Source organism: Bacteroides ilei (genome assembly GCF_900128495.1).
Taxonomy (GTDB): domain Bacteria; phylum Bacteroidota; class Bacteroidia; order Bacteroidales; family Bacteroidaceae; genus Phocaeicola; species Phocaeicola ilei.
The window spans coordinates 826,108-846,484 of the sequence record NZ_LT635801.1 but is presented as its reverse complement, the minus strand read 5'-3'; the positions used below and the strand labels follow the sequence as shown (position 1 = coordinate 846,484).

The following is a 20,377-nucleotide window of genomic DNA, read 5'->3' as shown; positions in this document are numbered from 1 at the left end:
CAATTAGCCGGAAAAGAACTATATGACATAAAGCGACTGCACGATGAACGGGGTATTGAAAGCTATGACCAGCCCTACCGTCACTGCAATGATCCAAAGCAGGATTAAGGTTATCTTGACCGGAGTCGACATCGGCTTCCATACATTGAAGCCTTGGAATATCAGCTGGAAGAGCCCCACCACAGGAATACCTACCGCAAAGATACCGCATACAGCCAGAGCGATTACAGCCGTATCCGACACGGTAATCATACTCCAGTCCACTTCCGGCAACACATGGTATACCACGGCCGGCATAGCGGCAATCAGACCGGTAGCAGCCATAAGCAGAGCAAAGATAACAACCAAAGCTATCAGCAAAGCCGGTGCACAACAGATGGCTACTATAATAAGGATAACCTTGATGATGAAACCGATAACCCGTACAAGGGCATTCATGAACCGGGTTATGGCAGAACGGGGTTTGTCCGAACGGACATAATCATTTACCTTTTCAAAACCGTCGGTCACTGTCTTGCCGATATTTTCCATATTGATAGGCTCACCTCTCATCTGCAGTTTTTCGGTAGCCGTATAGGCCAACGGAATTACAATCCACAAAATGAGGTAAATCAGGAAAAATCCATGGAAAAACAGTTCCAGAACCACCATGGCCAGACGTACCCAGGTAGGGTTCCATCCGAAATAAGCGGCAATACCCGATGCCACACCACCGAGAATGCGGTCGTCCGGATCACGGAACAGACGTTTGCCGGTAGTGGTATAAGAAGTTTTTCCGTTCCGGGCACTCTCCGAAGCATTGCCGGAATCCGAATCTGTATCCAGATCTTCCGGTTTTCCCATACGGGCTATCACCTCTTCAACCTGAGTGATGGTGATCACCTGCATGCCAGTCCGGATGTACTCGTCAAACAGTTCGGCAATCCGGACCTCCATATCCCGTACAATCTCGTCGGCCCCTTCTTCCTTACGGAAATGATAGCGGAGATTGTTCAGGTAATTATCAAGTAAAGTATAGGCATCTTCGTCAATATGATAGACTGTGCCACCCAAATTAACAGTCAGCGTTTTCTTCATTGTTCTTGGAAATTAAAAGTTTTGTTCTTAAATGGTTAACCGTATCCGACAATTCGTCCCAGGCAATCTGCAAATCGGCAAGGAATTCTTCACCTTCAGGCGTCAGCCTGTAATATTTGCGGGGAGGTCCTTGCGTAGACTCCACCCATTCATACGATAGGAGGTTATCGTTCTTCAGCCGGGTCAGCAGCGGGTACAATGTTCCCTCCACCACAATCAGCTTGGCTTCCTTCAGGTTCAGGATAATGTCCGAAGCATACGACGGTTCCCGGTGCAACAGCAAAAGAATGCAATATTCAAGCATTCCCTTACGCATCTGTGATTTTACATTGTCTACATTCATCTGTCACTCTTTTTGTATAGCACAAATATATGCATTACTTTAGTACTTTGTTATACATAGTACTATAAATTTATACATTTTAACATTTTATAGTTGAAGGACTGTCTGTAAAGCATATAATCATATACGCATATTCTTTATATTTGCAGACAAGAATAAACCTTAAAATTTAATGATATGTTCCAAATAAGAAAAGCGGATATTGCAGATATTCCCGTTATAAACAAACTGGCATGGGCCACATTCCCCGAAACCTACAAAGACATTATCAGTAAAGAACAGATTGACTACATGATGGACTGGATGTATTCTCCCGAGAACCTGCGGAAGCAGATGGAAGAAGAAGGGCATACCTATTATATAGCCTACGAAGAATGTGAACCGGCAGGTTATGTTTCCATCCAGCCGTTGGATAAGGACCTGTTCGAACTGCAGAAAATTTATGTACTTCCGTATTACCAGAAAAGCCACTTGGGCAGACAGCTCTTTGAACAGGCCGTAAACGCCATAAGGGAACTTCATCCCGAACCGTGCCTGATGGAACTGCGGGTAAACCGGAATAACCGGGCGCTGGGATTCTACGAACACATGGGTATGAGAAAACTGAGGGAAGACGATTTCCACATCGGGAACGGATTCTATATGAATGATTATATCATGGGACTGGATATTCTCCCGGCTAAAGACTGACTCATTCCCTGATATCCAGATGGAGCACGACAGGCAGATGGTCGCTATAACCACCGTGATAGCGATACCCGCGATAAGTGCGGAAGGGCTTGTCGCCTCCATATTGTTCATCTTCTTCCAGCAGGAAAGGAAAATCCAGTATCCGGGCCTTCTCATAGGATGTAGAGATTCCAGACGCACCTGTCAACAGGGTGCCGCTCACTATCATCTGGTCAAGTATCCCCCATTCACCCTTATAACGGTAGGTTCCTTTCTTTTTCCCGTCCATCAGATTATAGAGCCTGCGAGGCTCCACTTCCTTGCCTGGCCGCGATGCACCGAGCACTTCACGTATGGAACGGTCGGGCGGATAATCGTTGAAATCTCCCATAATCACTACATGCGGATCCTTACGGGTTCCCATCACCGAATCGGTCTGTTCTTTCAGCAGTGAAGCCGCTGCCAGACGGTAAGGCTCACTCTTTTTCTGCCCTCCGCTACGCGAAGGCAGATGACACAGAAAAATATCAAGGGTATCGCCCGATACTACCCTGCCCGTCACGTGCAGGATATCACGGGTAGGCCGCCTCAGTTTCCGAAGCGGAATACGGATGGAACGGTAGGCTATCAGACGGAAAGTATGAGGCTGGTACAGCAAAGCTACGTCAATTCCACGTTCATCGGGTGAATCGGTCATCACATACCGGTAAGCGGCATCACGTAAAGGAGAATACCTCACCAGCCGGGTGATACAGGATTCATTCTCAACCTCACACAGCCCTACGATATCGGGAACTTGGGCAGCAGACGCAGCCAGCACCACTTTTCCTATCTTGTTGACTTTATCCTGGTATTTCTTCCACGTCCAATGGCGTACCGACCCGGGCAGGAATTCTTCATCCTGCTTCAAAGAATCGTGCCGGCAGTCAAACAGATTCTCCACATTATACTCCATAATGCAAAAGGTTTGCTGTGCCTTGCCAGCCAGACAGCAGCAACACACAGCAAACCCTACCATTATTTTTACCGGAAACAAATTCACGCCTTTACCGGAGTATGAGCCAACACATCTTTCAGATGACGCCAGAACTTGTCGACGGTAGGAATCAGCATCCGCTCGTCGGGTGAATGTACGCCACGCAACGTCGGCCCGAACGAAACCATATCCAAGGAAGGATATTTTTCAAGGAACAGGCCACACTCCAATCCTGCATGGATTGCCTTCACCTTCGGCTCCACGCCGAACAGCTTCTTGTAGCTTTCTACGGCAATCTTCAAGATCTCGGACGACGGATTCGGCTTCCATCCCGGATATCCGTCGCCTGTAACCACAGCGGCACCTCCAAGCACAAAGGCAGCCCGAACCATCTGCGACATATCCTTACGTGATGACAGGATGGAACTACGCTGACTGGTTACCACCACGATTTCACCGTCACGCTGCTTGACCGACGCCAGATTGGAGGAAGTCTCTACCAGTCCGGGAATATCCTGACTCATGGCATATACCCCGTTATGCACGGCATAGATGGAAAGCAGGAAACATTTCATGGCACTGTATTCCATCACCTCTTTCCGGGCCGGTTCTGATTCCAGTTCCATATTCAGATACGGCTCCGTCACAGAAAACTCATTTTCAATTTCCGAAAGATATACATTCAGATCCACACGGACAGATTCCTTGTCCTTCATCGGAACGGCGCACAAGGCATGAGCTTCACGAGGTATGGCGTTATGCAGATTACCTCCGTCTATTTCGGCCAGACGGAAATCATATTTCTTCATCAGCTGCATCAGGAAACGGTTCAAGAGCTTGTTGGCATTCGCACGGTTCTTGTTGATGTCATCGCCGGAGTGTCCTCCCGTAAGTCCTCTGACCGTTACACGGAAGAAGAAATAACCTTCCGGAGCCTCTACCATCGGGCACGGGAAATGAGCGGTGGTATTCGCACCTCCGGCACAACCGATAAACAGCTCTCCTTCATCTTCCGAATCCAGATTGATAAGGATATCCCCTTCCATGAAACCTTCCTTCAAGGCGAATGCACCGGTAAGTCCGGTCTCTTCATCTACCGTAAACAGACACTGGAGCGGACCATGCTTGACATCATCCGAAGCAAGTATAGCCAACTGGGTAGCTATACCGATACCGTTATCCGCTCCCAAAGTAGTACCTTCGGCTTTCAGCCATTCACCGTCAACATATGTACGGATCGGATCCGTCTCGAAATTATGTTCCGTATTGTGGTTCTTTTCACATACCATATCCATGTGCGACTGGAGGATTACAGTCTTACAGTTCTCCATGCCGGCCGAAGCAGCCTTCTTGATCAGCACATTTCCGGCTTCATCGGTCTTACATTCCAGATTATGCTTTCCGGCAAAACCAACCAGATATTCCCTTATCTTACCTTCCTTCTTGGAGGGACGGGGCACCTGACATACTTCATCAAAGTAATGAAAGACTACAGCAGGTTGCAATTCATTTTTTTCCATAGACATCTTGTTTATATAATCTCAAATTCATTCTGTTAGTGTAAAAAGAAGTTAAAAACACCGACTAAGCAGACCTGAAATCTCTTTTTTCGTCTTGAAAAGATGGTATCGGTGACAAAAACTTTATATTTGCACCACAAAATTAATAGAAATGCTCAAGACTATCCTTATAACAGTGTTAATAGTTGCTATTTGCATCGCACTATTGGCAATAAAGATAATCTTCCAAAAAAACGGACGTTTCCCGAATACGCACGTAAGTGGAAGTAAAGCCATGCGGGAAAGGGGCATCGGATGTGTACAGTCGCAGGACCGTGAAGCCCAGAAAAATAATCCGCATGCCATAGCGGAACGTGAACGGCCGGAAGAGGAAACCGGAATTTAAATTAATAACTAAGATACTTTTTACTATTATGGAAAAAATGAAGCATATCCTTAACGGATTTATCGCATTGACACTCATTTTTATGTTTGCCCAATGTACCGAAAACAAGGCGAACGACACAGCAAATGCAACTCCAGCAGCAACAGGAGGATCGGTGAACATGAAGATTGCTTATGTTGAAATCGATTCCTTGCTGACAAAATACCGCTTCTGCAATGATCTGAACGAAATGATGATCAAGAAAGAGGAAAACATCCGTACCACCCTGAATGAAAAGGCCAAGGATCTGGACAACGAAATGAGAGAGTTCAACCGTAAACTGCAGAATAACGGTTTTGCAAGCCGTGAACGTGCAGAACAGGAAAATCTCCGTATCAGCCAGAAACAGCGTGACCTCCAGCAGTTGCAGGAAAAGCTGACAAACGAACTGCAGGCAGAAAACCAGAAAAATAATCTCCAGCTCCGTGATTCAATCAACTCTTTCCTGAAAATCTATAACAAGACTAAAGGCTATAGCCTGATTATCAGCAACTCAGGATTAGACAACCTGCTTTATGCCGATCCGGCATATAACATTACCCAGGAAATTGTAGACGGTCTGAACGCACGTTACAATCCGGCTGGAAACACCAAGAAATAAATTGCAGATAAATACGCAACAAAAATGGGAGGCATTTTGAAACGCCTCCCATTTTTATTGTACATTGTCCGGTCACATCGATTGCAACAGAAAAATATTGTTTTTCAGTATTTGATCTTCTGCCTGTATACAGCAGCTCTTCCAGTCACTTCCCGCACAAAATTATAAGTTTCCGTTCCTCTGAAATACCCGCTCTTGCAGACGGGATCACTGTAATACTCCACGTTACTCTTCAACAGGATATAATGATCTACATGATGGTCCCAAAGATAACGGTTCCTACCATATTTATCGGCCAAAGCCATGGCATCTGTAATATGTCCTACTCCTGCATTATAGGCAGCCAGCACGAACTTCTCCTGCTCTGCTTTATCGGGAACCTTCGCAAAGATCTGCTGAAGCCGGGCTATATATTTCACGGCGGCCTTAATGCTTTCTTCCGGATCCGAATCCTTACCCGGAGGTACTCCCATGGCACGTGCCGTAGCCGGCATCAGCTGCATCAACCCTCTCGCCCCGGCCCACGATACCACATTCGGATCGAAATTGGACTCGGTATACGCCAGGGAAGCCAACAGACGCCAGTCCCACCCTATCTCTTTCGCATATTTCCGGAACAAATCATCATAATGTGAAATCTTACCGTCCTTGACCGACAAGATGGCTGTATGAGGAGTATGCTTGAGCAGTTCGAAATAGCGTTTGGCACTTGCCTTGAATTCCGGTGAATTGATATTCTCCCGATGCCACTTGTCGGCCGCCGCAGCCAGCAACGGAGAAGTCTTGCGAACAGCCCAGGAAGCACGCTGGTCAAAACTGATCTTCAGACTGATATCCAGATTAGGATAATACGTACGGTTAATCCGGGCTATTTCATTCGAAGCGACAGTATAGTCGATCTCACCCATGGCTACCTGGGTGATCAGATCCTCGACCGAAGTGCTGTCGGCAGATACACGACAGATATTGATACCTCCTCCCAATTCGTTGTCCAGATTGGAAAGACGGTCCAGGTATTTCCCCGGCTGTACATAAATATCTTTCCCTACCAGCTGTGTGACATCTTTCAAGGCATCTTTCCCCCGCCGCTGGATGATAACCTGATGCGTAATGTTTTCTTCACCGCAATAAATCAGACTGTCTTTCCATTCGTTTGTAATAGGCAGGTTATAGGCTATCAGATCACCTTCTCCGCTCATCAGGCAATGCACCATCTGTATGACATCGTTGACCACCTTGACCTTCAGTTTCAGATTCAGGGAACGGGCAAACTGTTGGGCCAGTTCATACTGGAATCCCATAGGCTCACCCCGGTAGTCGAAATAAGAAGTAGAGCTGTTGGCTGTCAATACAACCAGCTCTCCACGTTCCTGAATATCCGGCAAGTCGATATCCGCCTCCCCGTCGACCATCCTGACTCCTTTCCTGTTTCCGCAAGAGGCAAAAAACAGGAGCAGAAGCAGGCCGGCTGCTGCATACGTCCACTTCATCGGCCCAGCATCTTTTCAATATACATCTGCAATATTTCTATAGCCTTCCTGTTATGGCCTCCTTGAGGGATAATCAAGTCAGCATAACGTTTTGCCGGCTCAATGAATTCCTGATGCATCGGTTTCAATACACGGATATACCGGTCCATAACAGCCTCCGCCGTACGCCCTCTTTCAATGACATCACGCTGGATTACACGGATGAGACGTTCATCAGGATCGGCATCCACAAAGATCTTGAGATCCATCAGCTTGCAAAGCTCCTTGTCGCTCAAGGCCAGAATTCCTTCAATGATCACCACCTTACGGGGCTCTACATGAATGGTTTCCGGCTGGCGGGTACACGTAAGATACGAATAGACAGGCTGCTCTATAGCTTCCCCCCTGCGGAGCATCGATACATGTTCCGACAAAAGTTTCCAGTCAAAAGCATCGGGATGGTCGAAATTGATATTCTGACGTTCTTCTACAGGCACATGGCTGCTGTCCTTATAATAAGAGTCAAGAGGAAGCAGAGCCACCTCATCCTGCGACAGGTCTTCCATAATACTTTTTACTACCGTAGTTTTACCCGAACCTGTACCTCCGGCTATTCCAATAATAATCATAATTATGTTTTTTCAATAATTAGTTATACATTTGTGCATCTATACAAAAATAAGATAAATCATAAAAATATCCAACTATGGTCAAGCACATTGTTCTATTCAAACTGAAAGAAACTCTGTCAGAAGAAGAGAAGGCAGATGTAATGTCACGTTTCAAAAACGCCATCGAAGCACTTCCTGCCACAATACCTTTTATCCGCCACATCTATGTAGGCCTGAATATCAATCCCGATGAAGAATGGGATATCTGTCTGGACAGCGAATTCGATACCCTGGACGATGTAAAGGCGTATTCCATCCATCCTAACCATCTTGCGGCAGCCGGCATACTGAAAAACGCCAGATGCGGACGTGCATGCACCGACTACGAATTCTAAATCCTGTAACTATAATCAGCATATGAAAAAACTGGTCAATCCATGGAAAGATGTGGAAGGATATTTCTGTTTCGGATGCGCACCGCAAAACCCTTCCGGACTGCAAATGGAATTTTATGAAGACGGAGATGAAATAGTAAGTTACTGGAAACCGGAACGCCGGTACCAAGGCTGGCTCAACACACTGCACGGAGGCATCCAGGCGGTAATGCTCGATGAAATCAGTGCATGGGCCATCATCCGAAAACTTCAGACTACAGGCGTAACCTCCAAGATGGAGACCCGATATCTGAAACCGGTACACACTACCGACAAACAGCTTACCCTGCGGGCATCTATCCGAGAACTACGGAGAAACATTGTCATTGTCGACGCCACACTCTACAATGAAGCAGGAGAAGAATGTACGAAAGCCGTATGTACCTATTTCACCTTCTCTCCCGAAAAGGCACAGCAGGAAATGTTCTTCCATCATTGCAAGTCGGAAGACGAGGAATAGAATCCCACGCCATTACAGAAAAATGACAATTCCTTGTCAGAAGCCATTTATCAGCTATAAATCGAAAGGAAAAGAAAACTTTTCCTGATAAACGCTTGCATATATCGACTTCATCCTTTACTTTTGCACTTGTAACGAATAAAGGAAAACATGAACAACAATACTGCACATCGCCATCATCATTGCCCTGACGTATAAAACGGTAGGCTGAATGGTCGTGTAGGTATAAGATATTACATAATTCATTTGAAGGCTTGCCGTTTACGGTAAGCCTTTTTTATTATTATCCAAATACTTGAAATTTAAATAACTGAAAAGAATATGCTAAGAATTGCCGTACAATCAAAAGGTCGTCTTTTCGATGACACCATGGCCCTGCTGGCCGAAGCAGACATCAAACTGTCGACTTCCAAACGCACACTGCTGACCCAGTCGACCAACTTTCCTGTAGAAGTATTGTTCCTCCGTGATGATGACATCCCGCAAAGCGTGGCATCCGGCGTGGCCGATATTGGTATCGTCGGAGAAAATGAATTCGTGGAGCGGGCGGAAAAGGCAGAAGTGATCTACCGCCTGGGATTCAGCAAATGCCGCCTGTCACTGGCCATCCCTAAAGAAGAAAAATACGAAGGCACAAACTGGTTCAACGGGAAGAAAATAGCGACCTCCTATCCAGGAATCCTGAGTTCTTTCCTCGAAGAGAACAATATCCAGGCTGATATCCATGTTATCACAGGTTCTGTAGAAATAGCTCCTGGAATCGGACTGGCCGACTGTATTTTTGATATTGTAAGCTCCGGATCTACCCTGGTAAGCAATAATCTGAAGGAAGTGGAAACTGTCATGCAGAGTGAAGCTCTCCTCATTGGAACTCCCGGATTGAGTGACGAGAAAAAGGAAATACTGCAGGAACTTTTATTCCGTATCAAAGCTGTAAAAGCGGCAGAAGACAAGAAATATGTACTGATGAATGCTCCTACCGACAAGCTGAAAGAAATTATAGAAGTCCTTCCCGGAGTCAAGAGTCCTACTATCATGCCACTTGCCACAGAAGGATGGAGCAGCGTCCATACCGTACTCGATGAAAAACGTTTCTGGGAAATCATCGGCAAGCTGAAGGCACTGGGAGCTCAGGGAATCCTGGTATTGCCGATTGAAAAGATGATACTATAAAAACAACATACCGAACTTAAAAATAACGCAATTTATGAACATCATAAGATATCCTGAACGGAACGAATGGAGCGGACTGCTGAAACGTTCCGCATTAAAGTCTGAATCACTGAGGGACACGGTACTGGAAGTACTCGATAAAGTCCGCAAGGAAGGTGACAGGGCCGTCATCGGATTTGAAGAGAAATTCGATAAGGTAAAACTCTCCTCCCTTGCCGTAACCGAACAGGAGTTTGAAGAAGCCGAAAAGAAAATCGGAATCGAACTTAAGGCTGCCATCCTGCTGGCTTTGAACAACATCCGCAAATTCCACATGGCACAGAAATTCGAAGGGAAAAAAGTCGAAACCATGCCGGGAGTGAACTGCTGGCAGAAAGCTGTCGCAATCGAAAAGGTAGGACTCTACGTTCCGGGAGGTACGGCTCCGCTCTTCTCTACAGTTCTGATGCTTGCCACTCCCGCCAAGATTGCTGGATGCCGTGAAATCATCCTATGCTCTCCCCCCGATCGGGAAGGGAAAATACATCCGGCCATCCTTTATGCAGCCCGTGCGGCAGGAGTAAGCCATGTATTCAAGGCAGGTGGCGTACAAGCCATCGGAGCCATGGCCTACGGAACGGAAAGCATCCCTAAAGTATACAAGATATTCGGACCGGGCAACCAGTATGTGACGACAGCCAAACAGCAGGTCTCTCTACGGGACGTAGCCATCGATATGCCGGCAGGTCCTTCGGAAGTTGCCGTTTTGGCCGACGCTGCTGCAGACCCGACCTTTGTGGCCGCCGACCTACTGTCACAGGCCGAACATGGCGTCGACAGCCAGGTTATCCTGATAACCGATTCGGAAGAACTGCTCAGCAAGGCGGCAAAGGAAGTGGAACGTCAGCTGGCCGAACTTCCACGCAAGGATTTTGCTTCCAGATCCCTGGAATCAAGCAAGCTGATCCTGGTCAAAGATATGGATGAAGCCATTGAAATGGTAAACGAATACGCCCCCGAACATCTGATAATAGAAACGGAAAACTACATGGATATGGCCGAAAAGGTTGTCAATGCCGGTTCTGTCTTCCTCGGACCGTTCTCGCCTGAAAGTGCCGGCGATTATGCCTCAGGAACCAACCATACATTACCCACCAACGGTTATGCAAAAGCGTACAGCGGAGTAAGTCTGGACAGTTTCATCCGTAAGATTACTTTCCAGGAAATCAATGCCGAAGGTATTTCACTGATCGGACCGGCTATCCAGGTAATGGCCGCCAACGAATGTCTGGACGGACATAAGAACGCTATTACAGTCCGATTGAATTCCTTGAAAAAATAACATAGAACCAGAAAAAGACACTTATGAAACCTTTGAAAGAACTCACCCGTCCGAATATATGGACCCTAAAACCCTATTCTTCGGCACGCGACGAATATAATGGAGCGGAGGCATCGGTATTCTTGGACGCCAACGAAAATCCATACAATACCCCGAATAACCGTTACCCTGACCCTTTGCAACGGGATCTGAAAGCTTTGATCGCTCCCGTAAAAAAAGTAAACCCGGAACAGATTTTCCTCGGAAACGGAAGTGATGAAGCCATTGACCTGGCCTACCGTGCCTTCTGCCGCCCCGGAATAGACAATGTTGTCGCCATCGACCCTACATACGGAATGTATCAGGTATGTGCCGACGTGAATGATGTGGAATACCGGAAGGTTCTGCTCGACAACGATTTCCAATTCCAGGCAGACAAACTGCTGGCAGCAGCCGACGACAATACCAAACTCATATTCCTCTGCTCACCCAACAACCCGACCGGAAACAACCTGTGCCGTAGCGAGATAATCAAACTGATAGAAAAATTCCAGGGACTGGTTATCGTAGACGAAGCCTATGCAGACTTTTCAAGCCAAGCTTCCCTGTTGGCCGATCTGGACAACTATCCTAACCTGATCGTGTTCCAGACATTTTCCAAGGCATGGGGATGTGCGGCTATCCGCCTGGGAATGGCATTCGCCTCACCTGAAATCATAGGGATATTCAATAAAATCAAATACCCCTATAACGTAAACCGGCTCACTCAACAGGAAGCCATCCGGATGATGAGAAAACATTACGAGATACAACGGTGGATAGACTCCCTGCTGGAGGAACGTTCCCGCCTGATTAAGGAATTTGCCAAGCTTCCATGCTGCCGACACATCTACCCGACAGATGCCAATTTCTTCCTGACCAAAGTTACGGATGCCAAACACATTTATGATTATCTGGTATCTAAAGGTATTATCGTACGTAATCGCAGCAATATCACTTTATGTAAAGACTGCCTGCGTATCACCATCGGTACCCGTCCCGAAAACGACATGCTGCTGGAAGCCCTCAAACAATATTCTGAATAGATCATGAAAAAGAAAGTATTATTCATAGACCGCGACGGTACGCTGGTCATCGAACCGCCTGTCGATTATCAGCTGGACGCTTTCGAAAAACTGGAATTCTATCCGAAAGTGTTCAGAAACCTCTATTTCATCCGGAACAAGCTCGATTTCCAATTCGTCATGGTCACAAACCAGGATGGACTGGGAACCGCTTCATTCCCCGAAGACACTTTCTGGCCGGTACACAATCTGGTCATGAAAACCTTAGAGAATGAAGGCATCACATTCGACGATGTACTGATAGACCGGAGCTTTCCGGAAGACAATGCCCCCACGCGCAAACCCCGTACCGGCATGCTTACCCGATATCTGGATCCGGACAAATACGACATGGAAGGCAGTTTCGTGATAGGCGACCGTGCCACCGACGTGGAACTGGCACGTAACCTGGGCTGCAAAGCCATTCTACTGCAAGAAGACAAGACGTGTCTGGAAGAAAAAGGACTGGAAAATGTATGTGTACTGGCCACAACCGACTGGGACAGAATAACCGAATACCTGTTTGCAGGAGAACGTACGGCTGAAATACGACGCACAACCAAGGAAACAGATATCTATATCAGACTGAACCTGGATGGTACAGGAGCATGCGATATACATACCGGATTGGGATTCTTCGACCACATGCTGGAACAGATAGGCAAGCACGGATCCATTGATCTGGATATCCAGGTAAAAGGAGACCTGAATGTAGACGAACACCATACCATTGAAGACACTGCCATCGCTTTGGGTGAATGTATCTTCAAGGCGTTGGGAAACAAACGCGGCATAGAACGTTACGGATATTGTCTGCCTATGGACGACTGTCTCTGCCAGGTAGCCTTGGATTTCGGAGGACGCCCCTGGCTGGTATGGGATGCAGAATTCAAGCGTGAAAAGATTGGCGAAATGCCAACTGAAATGTTCCTCCATTTCTTCAAGTCACTCAGCGATTCGGCCCGCATGAACCTGAACATCAAGGCTGAAGGACAGAACGAACACCATAAGATAGAAGGGATATTCAAAGCGCTGGCACGCAGCATCAAGATGGCAGTCAAACGGGATATCTACCACTTTGAAGTTCCATCAAGTAAAGGATGTATCTGATACTCATTCTTTTCGGACAGACATACCGGTTGCCTCTACATCCTGTCCTCGCCGGATGTGCGGAGGCAACTTTCCTTTATTTCCTTTGCCCTACTCCCTTTTCCAATTCAAGCAGCAACAGTTTCTTGTCCAGACCGGCAGCATAACCGGTCAGTTTCCCGTTTGTCCCGATTACCCGATGACAGGGCACCACTATAATGAACGGATTCACATGATTGGCCATTCCTACCGCACGGACGGCCTTCGGATTACCTATTACCTCCGCTATCTCCTTATAAGTACGCGTCTCCCCATAAGGTATAGCCTGCAAGGCATGCCACACCTTGACCTGGAACGGAGTACCTTCCATATCCAACGGCAGGTCGAATGTTGTACGATCCCCCTTAAAATATTCATCAAGCTGGCGTTTCGTCTCTCTTATCAGCTCTGTCTCTTTCCGTATCTGGATACCGGGTACAATACCCGCCGTGATATAACGTAAGGCACCGTTCTTTTCACCTATAGTCAGATTCCCCACAGGAAACGCATACGTAAAAACAAACATTTGAATAAATTTTAAACGGTATTTAAACGGCAATTGCCACCCTTCAACCGGACTGTCCGGAAAAAAGGTGACAATTTACCTTCATATATTCCTTCTCAAAGAATCACTGATGCTGTTCACGCAACAGGTCATTGACTGTCTTGACCGGATTAAACGTACTCAACGGCACTTCAACGAAAACCGTATTCCAGTCACTCATTGAACCGTTCCACAAACCGGGAAGTTCCAGTGCCTTCAGGTCTTTACCGTTCTTGGACTTATATGAAATGAATCCTGTAGCCTTGTCGACATGTTCCAGCAAATTGAATTTGTTGCCTTTATAGTCACGGATAGCACAGACCAGATCTACCGGATTGAAATGAGTTCCCTTCTCAAACATGGCCTTCTTTTCAGGATCCTTCATATCAATCTGTGAACTTTCCAGAATCTGCAGAGATACAGTCCCGTCCGGATTGTAGGCAAGGAACGGACCGCCACCCGGCTCACCCACATTCTTCACCATTCCGCATACACGCATCGGGCGGTTCAGTTTCTTACGCAGATAAATAACCAGATCGGCATCCTCCAGATCCTTGATATCCGACTTCCGGCAGCGCAGGTCCTGCTGTACGAAACGGATAATCGTTTCCAGTTGGTCGTGGCTATAATGACCGCTGTCCAGCAGTTCCAGATACTGGAAAGCCTTCTTCTGCAATGTTACCAGTACACCGGCCAGCAGTTTCTTGTAAGTGACTGTATCATCTTTCAAACGGTCGGGGACCACATTATCAATATTCTTTATGAATACAATATCGGCATCGAGATCATTCAGATTCTCGATCAAGGCCCCGTGTCCTCCCGGACGGAACAGAATCTTACCGTCCTTGTCACGGAACGGCTTGTTCTCCATATCGGCAGCAACCGTATCGGTACTCGGTTTCTGCTCGGAGAACGAAATATCGAACTGTACACCATACTTCTGGGCATATTTCTCAACCTTCGCATCCACCAGCTTCTGGAACAGGTCCCGATGTTCAGGGGATACGGTAAAATGTACATTTACCTTACCTGTCTTTCCGGCTGCATACAATGCACCTTCCACCAGATGTTCTTCCAGCGGTGTCCGTACTTCGTTGGCATAACGGTGGAACTTCAACAATCCTTTAGGCAGTTGCCCGTAATTCAGTCCGGCCGATTCCAGAAGGTTAGAAACCACAGCCTTGTAATTACGTTCCGACAGCAAGGCATTGACATCCTTACCGGTATTATCCATGCAGGCAGCATTCAGATCAGCATAGAATGCAAAGTTATGGATATGGTCGAAAAATTTCTTTTCGAAATCGGTCTTCGGTACGTCATAATCAGCTCCCAGAAATTCAAACAAATTCTTGAACATACGGCTAGCAGCTCCCGATGCAGGTACAAACTTCACGATTTTCTTGTCACCGTCTTTATAAGCATCCCATGCAGCCAGGTATTCACGCTGCATATTTCCGTCGGCAACCATAATACCATTATTTTCCACAGATGCTGCAGCCGAAAGCTTCAAATAAGGAAATCCTTTTTCGAAACATGCCAACTGTTCTTCGATCTGTTTTTCAGAAATGCCTTTTTGGGCCAATAACTCTTTGTCTTCGTGTGTTAACATATTGATAAATTTAAGTAATAATATTCCATATTGTTGTGATTACCCTTCAAATGTATAAAAAAACCCTTAAGATTGGTATAATAGAGAAAGAAAAAAACTATCTTTACCAACAAAGTAATATAGAATACATCATGGAAGAACAATTTATATTTACTCCGGAAGAACACAAACAGCTCATTTCCTTATACAAAAGACTTTTGCAACTGTCCGGAGACACATTACAGAAAGATGACTGCAGCAACCTGAAGAAACATCTGATCAAGGTCATGTCGGAAGGTAACATTCCACGTAATGTATTCAACATGAACCCCATCATCAAAGACATGCAGACCGCTGTCATCGTAGCCGAAGAAATCGGAATGCGCCGTGCCTCCATTCTGGGAATCATGCTGCATGAATCCGTAAAATACAAACTCTGCACGCTTGAAAGTATTGAACAGAAATACGGCAAGGATGTGGCCGGAATCATACGCGGACTGGTAAAAATCAATGAACTCTATTCAAAGAGCCCTACCATCGAATCGGAAAATTTCAGAAATCTGCTGCTCTCCTTTGCCGAAGACATGCGTGTAATCCTGATCATGATTGCCGACCGTGTGAACCTGATGCGGCAGATCAAGGACAGCCCAAACAACGAAGCACGGCTTGAAGTAGCGAATGAAGCCGCCTACCTGTATGCCCCATTGGCACACAAGCTGGGACTTTACAAGCTGAAATCGGAACTGGAAGACCTCTCCCTGAAATACACCCAGCATGATGTATATTACCATATCAAAGACAAACTGAATGCCACCAAGGCTGCCCGTGACCGCTATATCGAGGCGTTCATCCAGCCGATAAAGAAAAAGCTGGAAGAAAGCGGACTGAAGTTCCACATCAAGGGGCGTACCAAATCCATCCACTCCATCTACCAGAAGATGAAGAAACAGAACTGTCCGTTCGAAGGGGTATACGACCTGTTTGCCATCCGTGTAATCCTTGATTCACCTCTGGACAAGGAAAAGCAGGAGTGCTGGCAGGTGTACTCCATCGTCACCGACATGTATCTGCCTAACCCGAAACGTCTGCGCGACTGGCTTTCGGTCCCGAAAAGCAACGGATATGAGTCACTGCACATCACCGTCATGGGACCCGAAGGAAAATGGGTGGAAGTACAGATACGTACCGAACGCATGGACGAAATAGCAGAAAAAGGTCTGGCGGCACACTGGAGATACAAAGGAATAAAAGGTGAAAGCGGACTGGACGAATGGTTGAACTCCATACGTGAAACCCTGGAGAACGCCGACAGTGACATTGAAGCGATGGACCAGTTCAAGCTCGACCTCTATAAAGATGAAGTGTTCGTGTTCACCCCGAAAGGCGACCTGTACAAACTTCCTCAAGGAGCTACCGTACTGGATTTCGCATTCATGATCCACACCAATATAGGGTGCCATTGCATCGGTGCCAAGATAAACGGCAAAAATGCACAGGTACGCCAACCTCTGGTAAGCGGAGACCAGGTAGAAATCATGACGGCCAATACCCAAAGTCCGAAACGCGACTGGCTGAATTTTGTCATCACCTCAAAAGCCAAGACAAAAATCCGCCAGGCACTGAAGGAAATGGCCGCACGCCAGACGGAATTCGCCAAAGAAACCTTGGAACGCAAGTTCAAGAACCGTAAGCTGGAATATGATGAGGCTGTGCTGATGAGGCTCATCAAGAAACTAGGATTCAAGACCGTTACCGATTTCTACCAGAGTATAGCCGACGAAACGATGGATATCAATTCCGTGATCGACCGTTATCTGGAACTGCAGAAAAAGGAAAACGAACAGCATGAAGAAGTGACGTACCGCAGCGCCGAAAGCTTCAACATACAGCAGACACCTGAAGAAAAAGACTTCTATAAGGACGATGTACTGGTTATCGACCAGAACCTGAAAGGGATAGACTTCAACCTGGCCAAGTGCTGTAACCCGATCTATGGAGATGAGGTATTCGGCTTCGTCACCATCTCGGGAGGTATCAAGATACACCGTTGCGACTGCCCGAATGCCCCCGAACTGAAGGCCCGTTTCCCCTACCGTATCGTAAAGGCACGGTGGGCCGGAAAAAGCCAGGGAAAACAATATCCTATCACCCTCCGCATCGTGGGACATGACGATATCGGTATCGTGACGAATATCACTTCCATCATCAATAAGGAGATGAACATCCAGTTACGGTCTATCAGCATCGACTCGAATGACGGACTCTTCTCGGGTATGTTGACGGTTATGGTCGACGACCTGTCGAAACTGGAATCATTGATCAAGAAGATAAAGACAGTCAAGGGAGTAAAGCAGGTAAACCGCGGATAATGGCTTACAGGAATGTTTTTCACCAGAAGTTCTGTTAATAAACCTAATAAAAGTGCCACCTTACCGATAAAGTGCTTATCTTTATGGCCGGTAAAAATGAAAAGTATAAAAATGAAAAAGATTTTTCTTACAACCTTATTCCTTGTGATGGCCGTTGCAATGGTCATAGCACAAGGTACCGCCAAGATTTCTTTCGAAAAGACCACCTACAGCTTCGGATCTTTTTCGGAAAGTAACCCGAAAGTATCCTGTAAGTTCAAGTTTACCAATACCGGTAACGGTCCGTTGGTTATCCATCAGGCTCTTGCCACCTGCGGATGCACCGTACCTACTTATCCCAAAGAACCTATCAAACCGGGAGAAAGCGGAGAAATCACGGTTGTCTATAACGGCGCAGGTAAATTCCCGGGACATTTCCGTAAGGCGATTACCATACGTACCAATGCCGAACAGGAAGTGGTACGCCTCTATATAGAAGGCGACATGACTCCTAAATCGGCCGACAACAACTGATACAAGACCATAAATTATGATAAAGAAGCCTGGCAGAGCCGTTATCTGTCAGGCTTCTTCCGTTTCTTCCGGATCCCTTTGTTAAAAAAAAGATAAAATAAGCCGTACACACTCTTCTTTACCGAATATTACCTATCTTTAATATCAGCAAAACAAATTATTCACCTTTCCTATAGAATGCTATGAACAACATTTCCGACATCACCCTGCTCATTGCCGTCATAGCCCTTGCCTTGTGGCCTGTTGTATTGCTATTGCTGAAAATGCTCAACAAAAGGCGCCGGCGTCTGGAACACATCGAACGGATGACCCGGAACGAACTTGACGACATCAGTACCAAAGACCTGGTAATAAGTACACTCAAAAAGATAGGATGCCAGCCCCAGACCAACGAAGACGGAAATATCGTATTCAAGTACCAGGGAGACGATTTCTATATCACCGCCGAAGAGGACAACCGGTTCATCATGATATGGAACCCGTGGTGGGGATGCATCAGTTCCGACAACGAAGCACTTCCTATCCTGAAGGAAGTGATAAACCTTACCAATGTCAATTCACTCATCACTACGGTCTATATGACCGATGAAGACGAGAAGACCATCGGACTTCATGCACACTGCCACACTTATTTCTCACCCAATGAAGGGGAACTGGAAGGACATCTCAAAATGCTGCTCGACTATTTTTTCGAAGCCCATAACGCCATCAAGGACAGTATGAACCAACTGGGAAGCCTCAGCGTGGAAGAAGAAGAAAAGAAGGAACGTGTACGTGTGAAAGGCTTCTCGGCCTATAAGGATAATACGGTAGCCATAGATACAAAAAAAGAAGAAAGCTAGCGATTTATTTTATAATTTTGCCGGCATGAAAACACTATTGCAAGAAAACAAAGGATTGCCGGCCTCGCTGCTATGGACTCTGGCAATCATTGCGGGTATATCTGTAGCGAATCTTTATTACAACCAGCCTCTGCTGAACAGAATAAGTGAGGACCTGGAAGTAACGGAATTTGTAGCCAACCTCATCCCGATGACCACCCAGATAGGCTATGCCGCCGGACTGCTGTTCATCATCCCGCTGGGCGACCTGTACAGCCGGCGCATCATCATAGCCGTCAATTTCCTGCTGCTGTCCGTGTCCATGTTCGGCATCGGCATGGCTCAGGACATCCGCTTCATCCTGCCGGCCTCACTTATTACCGGCATCTGTTCGGTCATGCCACAGATATTCATTCCTATAGCCTCTCAGTTCTCCGAACCTGAAAAGAAGGCACAGAATGTGGGATTCATCCTAAGCGGACTGCTTACGGGTATTCTGGGCTCACGTGTGATAGCCGGTATTGTAGGTGAATACTGGGGATGGCGCACCATCTTCTTTATCGCCTCCGCCCTGATGCTTGTCAGCCTCTTCATCGTCCTCCGCATACTTCCCGAAATGCCGTCCAACTTCAAGGGGACCTATTGGGGATTGATGAAATCTGTATTTACACTGGTCGGGAAAAACGCTACCCTGCGCATGGTTTCCGTCCGGGCCGGATTCTGCTTCGGCAGTTTCCTCACCCTCTGGGCTTGTCTGGCATTCAAGATGAGCGGGGAACCTTTCCACGCCGGCAACAACATTATCGGCCTGCTGGGACTGTGCGGTATGGCGGGAGCACTCACAGCTTCCGTGGCAGGAAAATACGTACGCCGATACGGGGTACGCCGTTTCAACTATATCGGAAGTATTATCATGATAGCCTCGTGGATATTGCTCTATATCTGCCAGAACAGCTATATCGGAATCATTACGGGTATCATAACCATCGACATCGGCATGCAGTGCATACAGATAAGTAACCAGACGTGCGCACTGTCACTCGTACCACAAGCTTCCAACCGGGTCAACACCATTTTCATGACTACCTACTTCATAGGCGGCTCACTGGGAACTTTCCTGGCAGGAACCTTCTGGCATCATTTCGGCTGGACCGGTGTGACGGGAGTAGGAATATGCCTGGCCGGAATATCCCTGCTGATCACGCTCTTCGGGAAACATTGATTTACATCCGGCTTACAGATTATAGAAAAATT

At 46.8% G+C, this 20,377-nt stretch carries 21 protein-coding genes; 13 read left to right on the top strand and 8 right to left on the bottom strand.

The genetic code is table 11. The features are described from left to right. Positions 1 to 18: 18 nt before the first annotated feature. Together BQ7489_RS03620 and BQ7489_RS03615 are read right to left on the bottom strand one after the other, a co-directional pair. Complete coding sequence (locus tag BQ7489_RS03620; protein ID WP_072529967.1) at positions 19 to 1,077, bottom strand: PspC domain-containing protein; 1,059 nt, start codon at positions 1,075 to 1,077, stop codon at positions 19 to 21. Beyond that, complete coding sequence (locus BQ7489_RS03615; RefSeq protein WP_072529966.1) at positions 1,055 to 1,420, bottom strand: PadR family transcriptional regulator; 366 nt, start codon at positions 1,418 to 1,420, stop codon at positions 1,055 to 1,057. Before BQ7489_RS03615 ends, BQ7489_RS03620 begins: the two co-directional genes overlap by 23 nt. A gap of 177 nt (positions 1,421 to 1,597) precedes the next feature. On the opposite strand from BQ7489_RS03615, the gene BQ7489_RS03610 reads away from it, so the two are divergent. Further along, on the top strand, positions 1,598 to 2,110 hold the full coding sequence (locus tag BQ7489_RS03610; RefSeq protein ID WP_072529965.1) for a GNAT family N-acetyltransferase: 513 nt from the start codon (positions 1,598 to 1,600) through the stop codon (positions 2,108 to 2,110). A gap of 1 nt (position 2,111) precedes the next feature. Here BQ7489_RS03610 and BQ7489_RS03605 read toward each other — a convergent pair whose 3' ends face one another. Then, complete coding sequence (locus BQ7489_RS03605; protein ID WP_072532006.1) at positions 2,112 to 3,107, bottom strand: endonuclease/exonuclease/phosphatase family protein; 996 nt, start codon at positions 3,105 to 3,107, stop codon at positions 2,112 to 2,114. A 20-nt stretch (positions 3,108 to 3,127) separates the two neighbouring features. After that, positions 3,128 to 4,585, bottom strand: a complete 1,458-nt coding sequence (locus BQ7489_RS03600) for an aminoacyl-histidine dipeptidase (RefSeq protein WP_072529964.1) — start codon at positions 4,583 to 4,585, stop codon at positions 3,128 to 3,130. 151 nt (positions 4,586 to 4,736) lie between these two features. Between BQ7489_RS03600 and BQ7489_RS03595 the strand changes: the two genes are divergently transcribed. Both BQ7489_RS03595 and BQ7489_RS03590 read left to right on the top strand, forming a co-directional pair. After that, entirely contained in the window at positions 4,737 to 4,970 is a 234-nt protein-coding gene (locus BQ7489_RS03595; RefSeq protein ID WP_072529963.1) for a hypothetical protein, read from the top strand. Positions 4,971 to 4,998: 28 nt separating this feature from the next. Then, on the top strand, positions 4,999 to 5,610 hold the full coding sequence (locus BQ7489_RS03590; protein ID WP_072529962.1) for an OmpH family outer membrane protein: 612 nt from the start codon (positions 4,999 to 5,001) through the stop codon (positions 5,608 to 5,610). A gap of 104 nt (positions 5,611 to 5,714) precedes the next feature. On the opposite strand, the gene BQ7489_RS03585 is transcribed toward BQ7489_RS03590, so the two are convergent. Together BQ7489_RS03585 and udk are read right to left on the bottom strand one after the other, a co-directional pair. Beyond that, positions 5,715 to 7,100, bottom strand: a complete 1,386-nt coding sequence (locus BQ7489_RS03585; RefSeq protein WP_072529961.1) for an MltF family protein — start codon at positions 7,098 to 7,100, stop codon at positions 5,715 to 5,717. Beyond that, positions 7,097 to 7,708 (bottom strand): uridine kinase, encoded by a 612-nt coding sequence (udk, locus tag BQ7489_RS03580; protein ID WP_072529960.1) that lies wholly within the window; start codon positions 7,706 to 7,708, stop codon positions 7,097 to 7,099. The genes BQ7489_RS03585 and udk overlap by 4 nt, the downstream gene beginning before the upstream one ends. A 77-nt stretch (positions 7,709 to 7,785) precedes the next feature. Here udk and BQ7489_RS03575 point away from each other — a divergent pair, with 77 nt between their 5' ends. The 6 genes from BQ7489_RS03575 to hisB all read left to right on the top strand — a co-directional run bounded on the left by BQ7489_RS03575 (position 7,786) and on the right by hisB (position 13,270). Then, the gene (locus tag BQ7489_RS03575; RefSeq protein WP_072529959.1) at positions 7,786 to 8,085 is read left to right on the top strand and encodes a Dabb family protein; all 300 of its coding nucleotides are present in this window, start codon (positions 7,786 to 7,788) and stop codon (positions 8,083 to 8,085) included. Positions 8,086 to 8,107: 22 nt separating this feature from the next. Next, the gene (locus BQ7489_RS03570) at positions 8,108 to 8,584 is read left to right on the top strand and encodes a PaaI family thioesterase (RefSeq protein WP_072529958.1); all 477 of its coding nucleotides are present in this window, start codon (positions 8,108 to 8,110) and stop codon (positions 8,582 to 8,584) included. 321 nt (positions 8,585 to 8,905) lie between these two features. Then, positions 8,906 to 9,757, top strand: coding sequence for an ATP phosphoribosyltransferase (gene hisG, locus BQ7489_RS03565; protein ID WP_072529957.1), 852 nt, complete (start codon positions 8,906 to 8,908; stop codon positions 9,755 to 9,757). 34 nt (positions 9,758 to 9,791) lie between these two features. Then, the gene (hisD, locus tag BQ7489_RS03560; RefSeq protein ID WP_072529956.1) at positions 9,792 to 11,078 is read left to right on the top strand and encodes a histidinol dehydrogenase; all 1,287 of its coding nucleotides are present in this window, start codon (positions 9,792 to 9,794) and stop codon (positions 11,076 to 11,078) included. Between the two features lie 23 nt (positions 11,079 to 11,101). Next, positions 11,102 to 12,142, top strand: a complete 1,041-nt coding sequence (hisC, locus tag BQ7489_RS03555) for a histidinol-phosphate transaminase (protein WP_072529955.1) — start codon at positions 11,102 to 11,104, stop codon at positions 12,140 to 12,142. 3 nt (positions 12,143 to 12,145) lie between these two features. Then, positions 12,146 to 13,270 (top strand): bifunctional histidinol-phosphatase/imidazoleglycerol-phosphate dehydratase HisB, encoded by a 1,125-nt coding sequence (hisB, locus tag BQ7489_RS03550; RefSeq protein WP_072529954.1) that lies wholly within the window; start codon positions 12,146 to 12,148, stop codon positions 13,268 to 13,270. Positions 13,271 to 13,346: 76 nt separating this feature from the next. Here the strand turns inward: hisB and BQ7489_RS03545 are convergent, their stop codons facing one another. Further along, positions 13,347 to 13,814, bottom strand: coding sequence for a methylated-DNA--[protein]-cysteine S-methyltransferase (locus BQ7489_RS03545; protein ID WP_072529953.1), 468 nt, complete (start codon positions 13,812 to 13,814; stop codon positions 13,347 to 13,349). Positions 13,815 to 13,917: 103 nt separating this feature from the next. After that, entirely contained in the window at positions 13,918 to 15,441 is a 1,524-nt protein-coding gene (locus BQ7489_RS03540) for a DUF4301 family protein (protein WP_072529952.1), read from the bottom strand. Between the two features lie 131 nt (positions 15,442 to 15,572). On the opposite strand from BQ7489_RS03540, the gene BQ7489_RS03535 reads away from it, so the two are divergent. The 4 genes from BQ7489_RS03535 (at position 15,573) to BQ7489_RS03520 (ending at position 20,345) form a co-directional block, all read left to right on the top strand. Beyond that, on the top strand, positions 15,573 to 17,789 hold the full coding sequence (locus tag BQ7489_RS03535; protein ID WP_072532005.1) for a RelA/SpoT family protein: 2,217 nt from the start codon (positions 15,573 to 15,575) through the stop codon (positions 17,787 to 17,789). Between the two features lie 111 nt (positions 17,790 to 17,900). Next, the gene (locus BQ7489_RS03530; RefSeq protein ID WP_072529951.1) at positions 17,901 to 18,302 is read left to right on the top strand and encodes a DUF1573 domain-containing protein; all 402 of its coding nucleotides are present in this window, start codon (positions 17,901 to 17,903) and stop codon (positions 18,300 to 18,302) included. A gap of 191 nt (positions 18,303 to 18,493) precedes the next feature. After that, positions 18,494 to 19,144: a hypothetical protein gene (locus BQ7489_RS03525; RefSeq protein WP_072532004.1), complete on the top strand. Its 651-nt coding sequence runs from the start codon at positions 18,494 to 18,496 to the stop codon at positions 19,142 to 19,144. A 25-nt stretch (positions 19,145 to 19,169) separates the two neighbouring features. Then, entirely contained in the window at positions 19,170 to 20,345 is a 1,176-nt protein-coding gene (locus BQ7489_RS03520; protein ID WP_072529950.1) for an MFS transporter, read from the top strand. The last annotated feature ends 32 nt before the right edge of the window (positions 20,346 to 20,377 follow it).

What these genes read in the sequence shown, in the direction of transcription:
- BQ7489_RS03620 (WP_072529967.1), bottom strand. Translation starts at nt 1,077, where the DNA reads ATGAAGAAAACGCTGACTGTTAATTTGGGTGGCACAGTCTATCATATT.
- BQ7489_RS03615 (WP_072529966.1), bottom strand. Translation starts at nt 1,420, where the DNA reads ATGAATGTAGACAATGTAAAATCACAGATGCGTAAGGGAATGCTTGAA.
- BQ7489_RS03610 (WP_072529965.1), top strand. Translation starts at nt 1,598, where the DNA reads ATGTTCCAAATAAGAAAAGCGGATATTGCAGATATTCCCGTTATAAAC.
- BQ7489_RS03605 (WP_072532006.1), bottom strand. Translation starts at nt 3,107, where the DNA reads ATGGTAGGGTTTGCTGTGTGTTGCTGCTGTCTGGCTGGCAAGGCACAG.
- BQ7489_RS03600 (WP_072529964.1), bottom strand. Translation starts at nt 4,585, where the DNA reads ATGGAAAAAAATGAATTGCAACCTGCTGTAGTCTTTCATTACTTTGAT.
- BQ7489_RS03595 (WP_072529963.1), top strand. Translation starts at nt 4,737, where the DNA reads ATGCTCAAGACTATCCTTATAACAGTGTTAATAGTTGCTATTTGCATC.
- BQ7489_RS03590 (WP_072529962.1), top strand. Translation starts at nt 4,999, where the DNA reads ATGGAAAAAATGAAGCATATCCTTAACGGATTTATCGCATTGACACTC.
- BQ7489_RS03585 (WP_072529961.1), bottom strand. Translation starts at nt 7,100, where the DNA reads ATGAAGTGGACGTATGCAGCAGCCGGCCTGCTTCTGCTCCTGTTTTTT.
- udk (WP_072529960.1), bottom strand. Translation starts at nt 7,708, where the DNA reads ATGATTATTATTGGAATAGCCGGAGGTACAGGTTCGGGTAAAACTACG.
- BQ7489_RS03575 (WP_072529959.1), top strand. Translation starts at nt 7,786, where the DNA reads ATGGTCAAGCACATTGTTCTATTCAAACTGAAAGAAACTCTGTCAGAA.
- BQ7489_RS03570 (WP_072529958.1), top strand. Translation starts at nt 8,108, where the DNA reads ATGAAAAAACTGGTCAATCCATGGAAAGATGTGGAAGGATATTTCTGT.
- hisG (WP_072529957.1), top strand. Translation starts at nt 8,906, where the DNA reads ATGCTAAGAATTGCCGTACAATCAAAAGGTCGTCTTTTCGATGACACC.
- hisD (WP_072529956.1), top strand. Translation starts at nt 9,792, where the DNA reads ATGAACATCATAAGATATCCTGAACGGAACGAATGGAGCGGACTGCTG.
- hisC (WP_072529955.1), top strand. Translation starts at nt 11,102, where the DNA reads ATGAAACCTTTGAAAGAACTCACCCGTCCGAATATATGGACCCTAAAA.
- hisB (WP_072529954.1), top strand. Translation starts at nt 12,146, where the DNA reads ATGAAAAAGAAAGTATTATTCATAGACCGCGACGGTACGCTGGTCATC.
- BQ7489_RS03545 (WP_072529953.1), bottom strand. Translation starts at nt 13,814, where the DNA reads ATGTTTGTTTTTACGTATGCGTTTCCTGTGGGGAATCTGACTATAGGT.
- BQ7489_RS03540 (WP_072529952.1), bottom strand. Translation starts at nt 15,441, where the DNA reads ATGTTAACACACGAAGACAAAGAGTTATTGGCCCAAAAAGGCATTTCT.
- BQ7489_RS03535 (WP_072532005.1), top strand. Translation starts at nt 15,573, where the DNA reads ATGGAAGAACAATTTATATTTACTCCGGAAGAACACAAACAGCTCATT.
- BQ7489_RS03530 (WP_072529951.1), top strand. Translation starts at nt 17,901, where the DNA reads ATGAAAAAGATTTTTCTTACAACCTTATTCCTTGTGATGGCCGTTGCA.
- BQ7489_RS03520 (WP_072529950.1), top strand. Translation starts at nt 19,170, where the DNA reads ATGAAAACACTATTGCAAGAAAACAAAGGATTGCCGGCCTCGCTGCTA.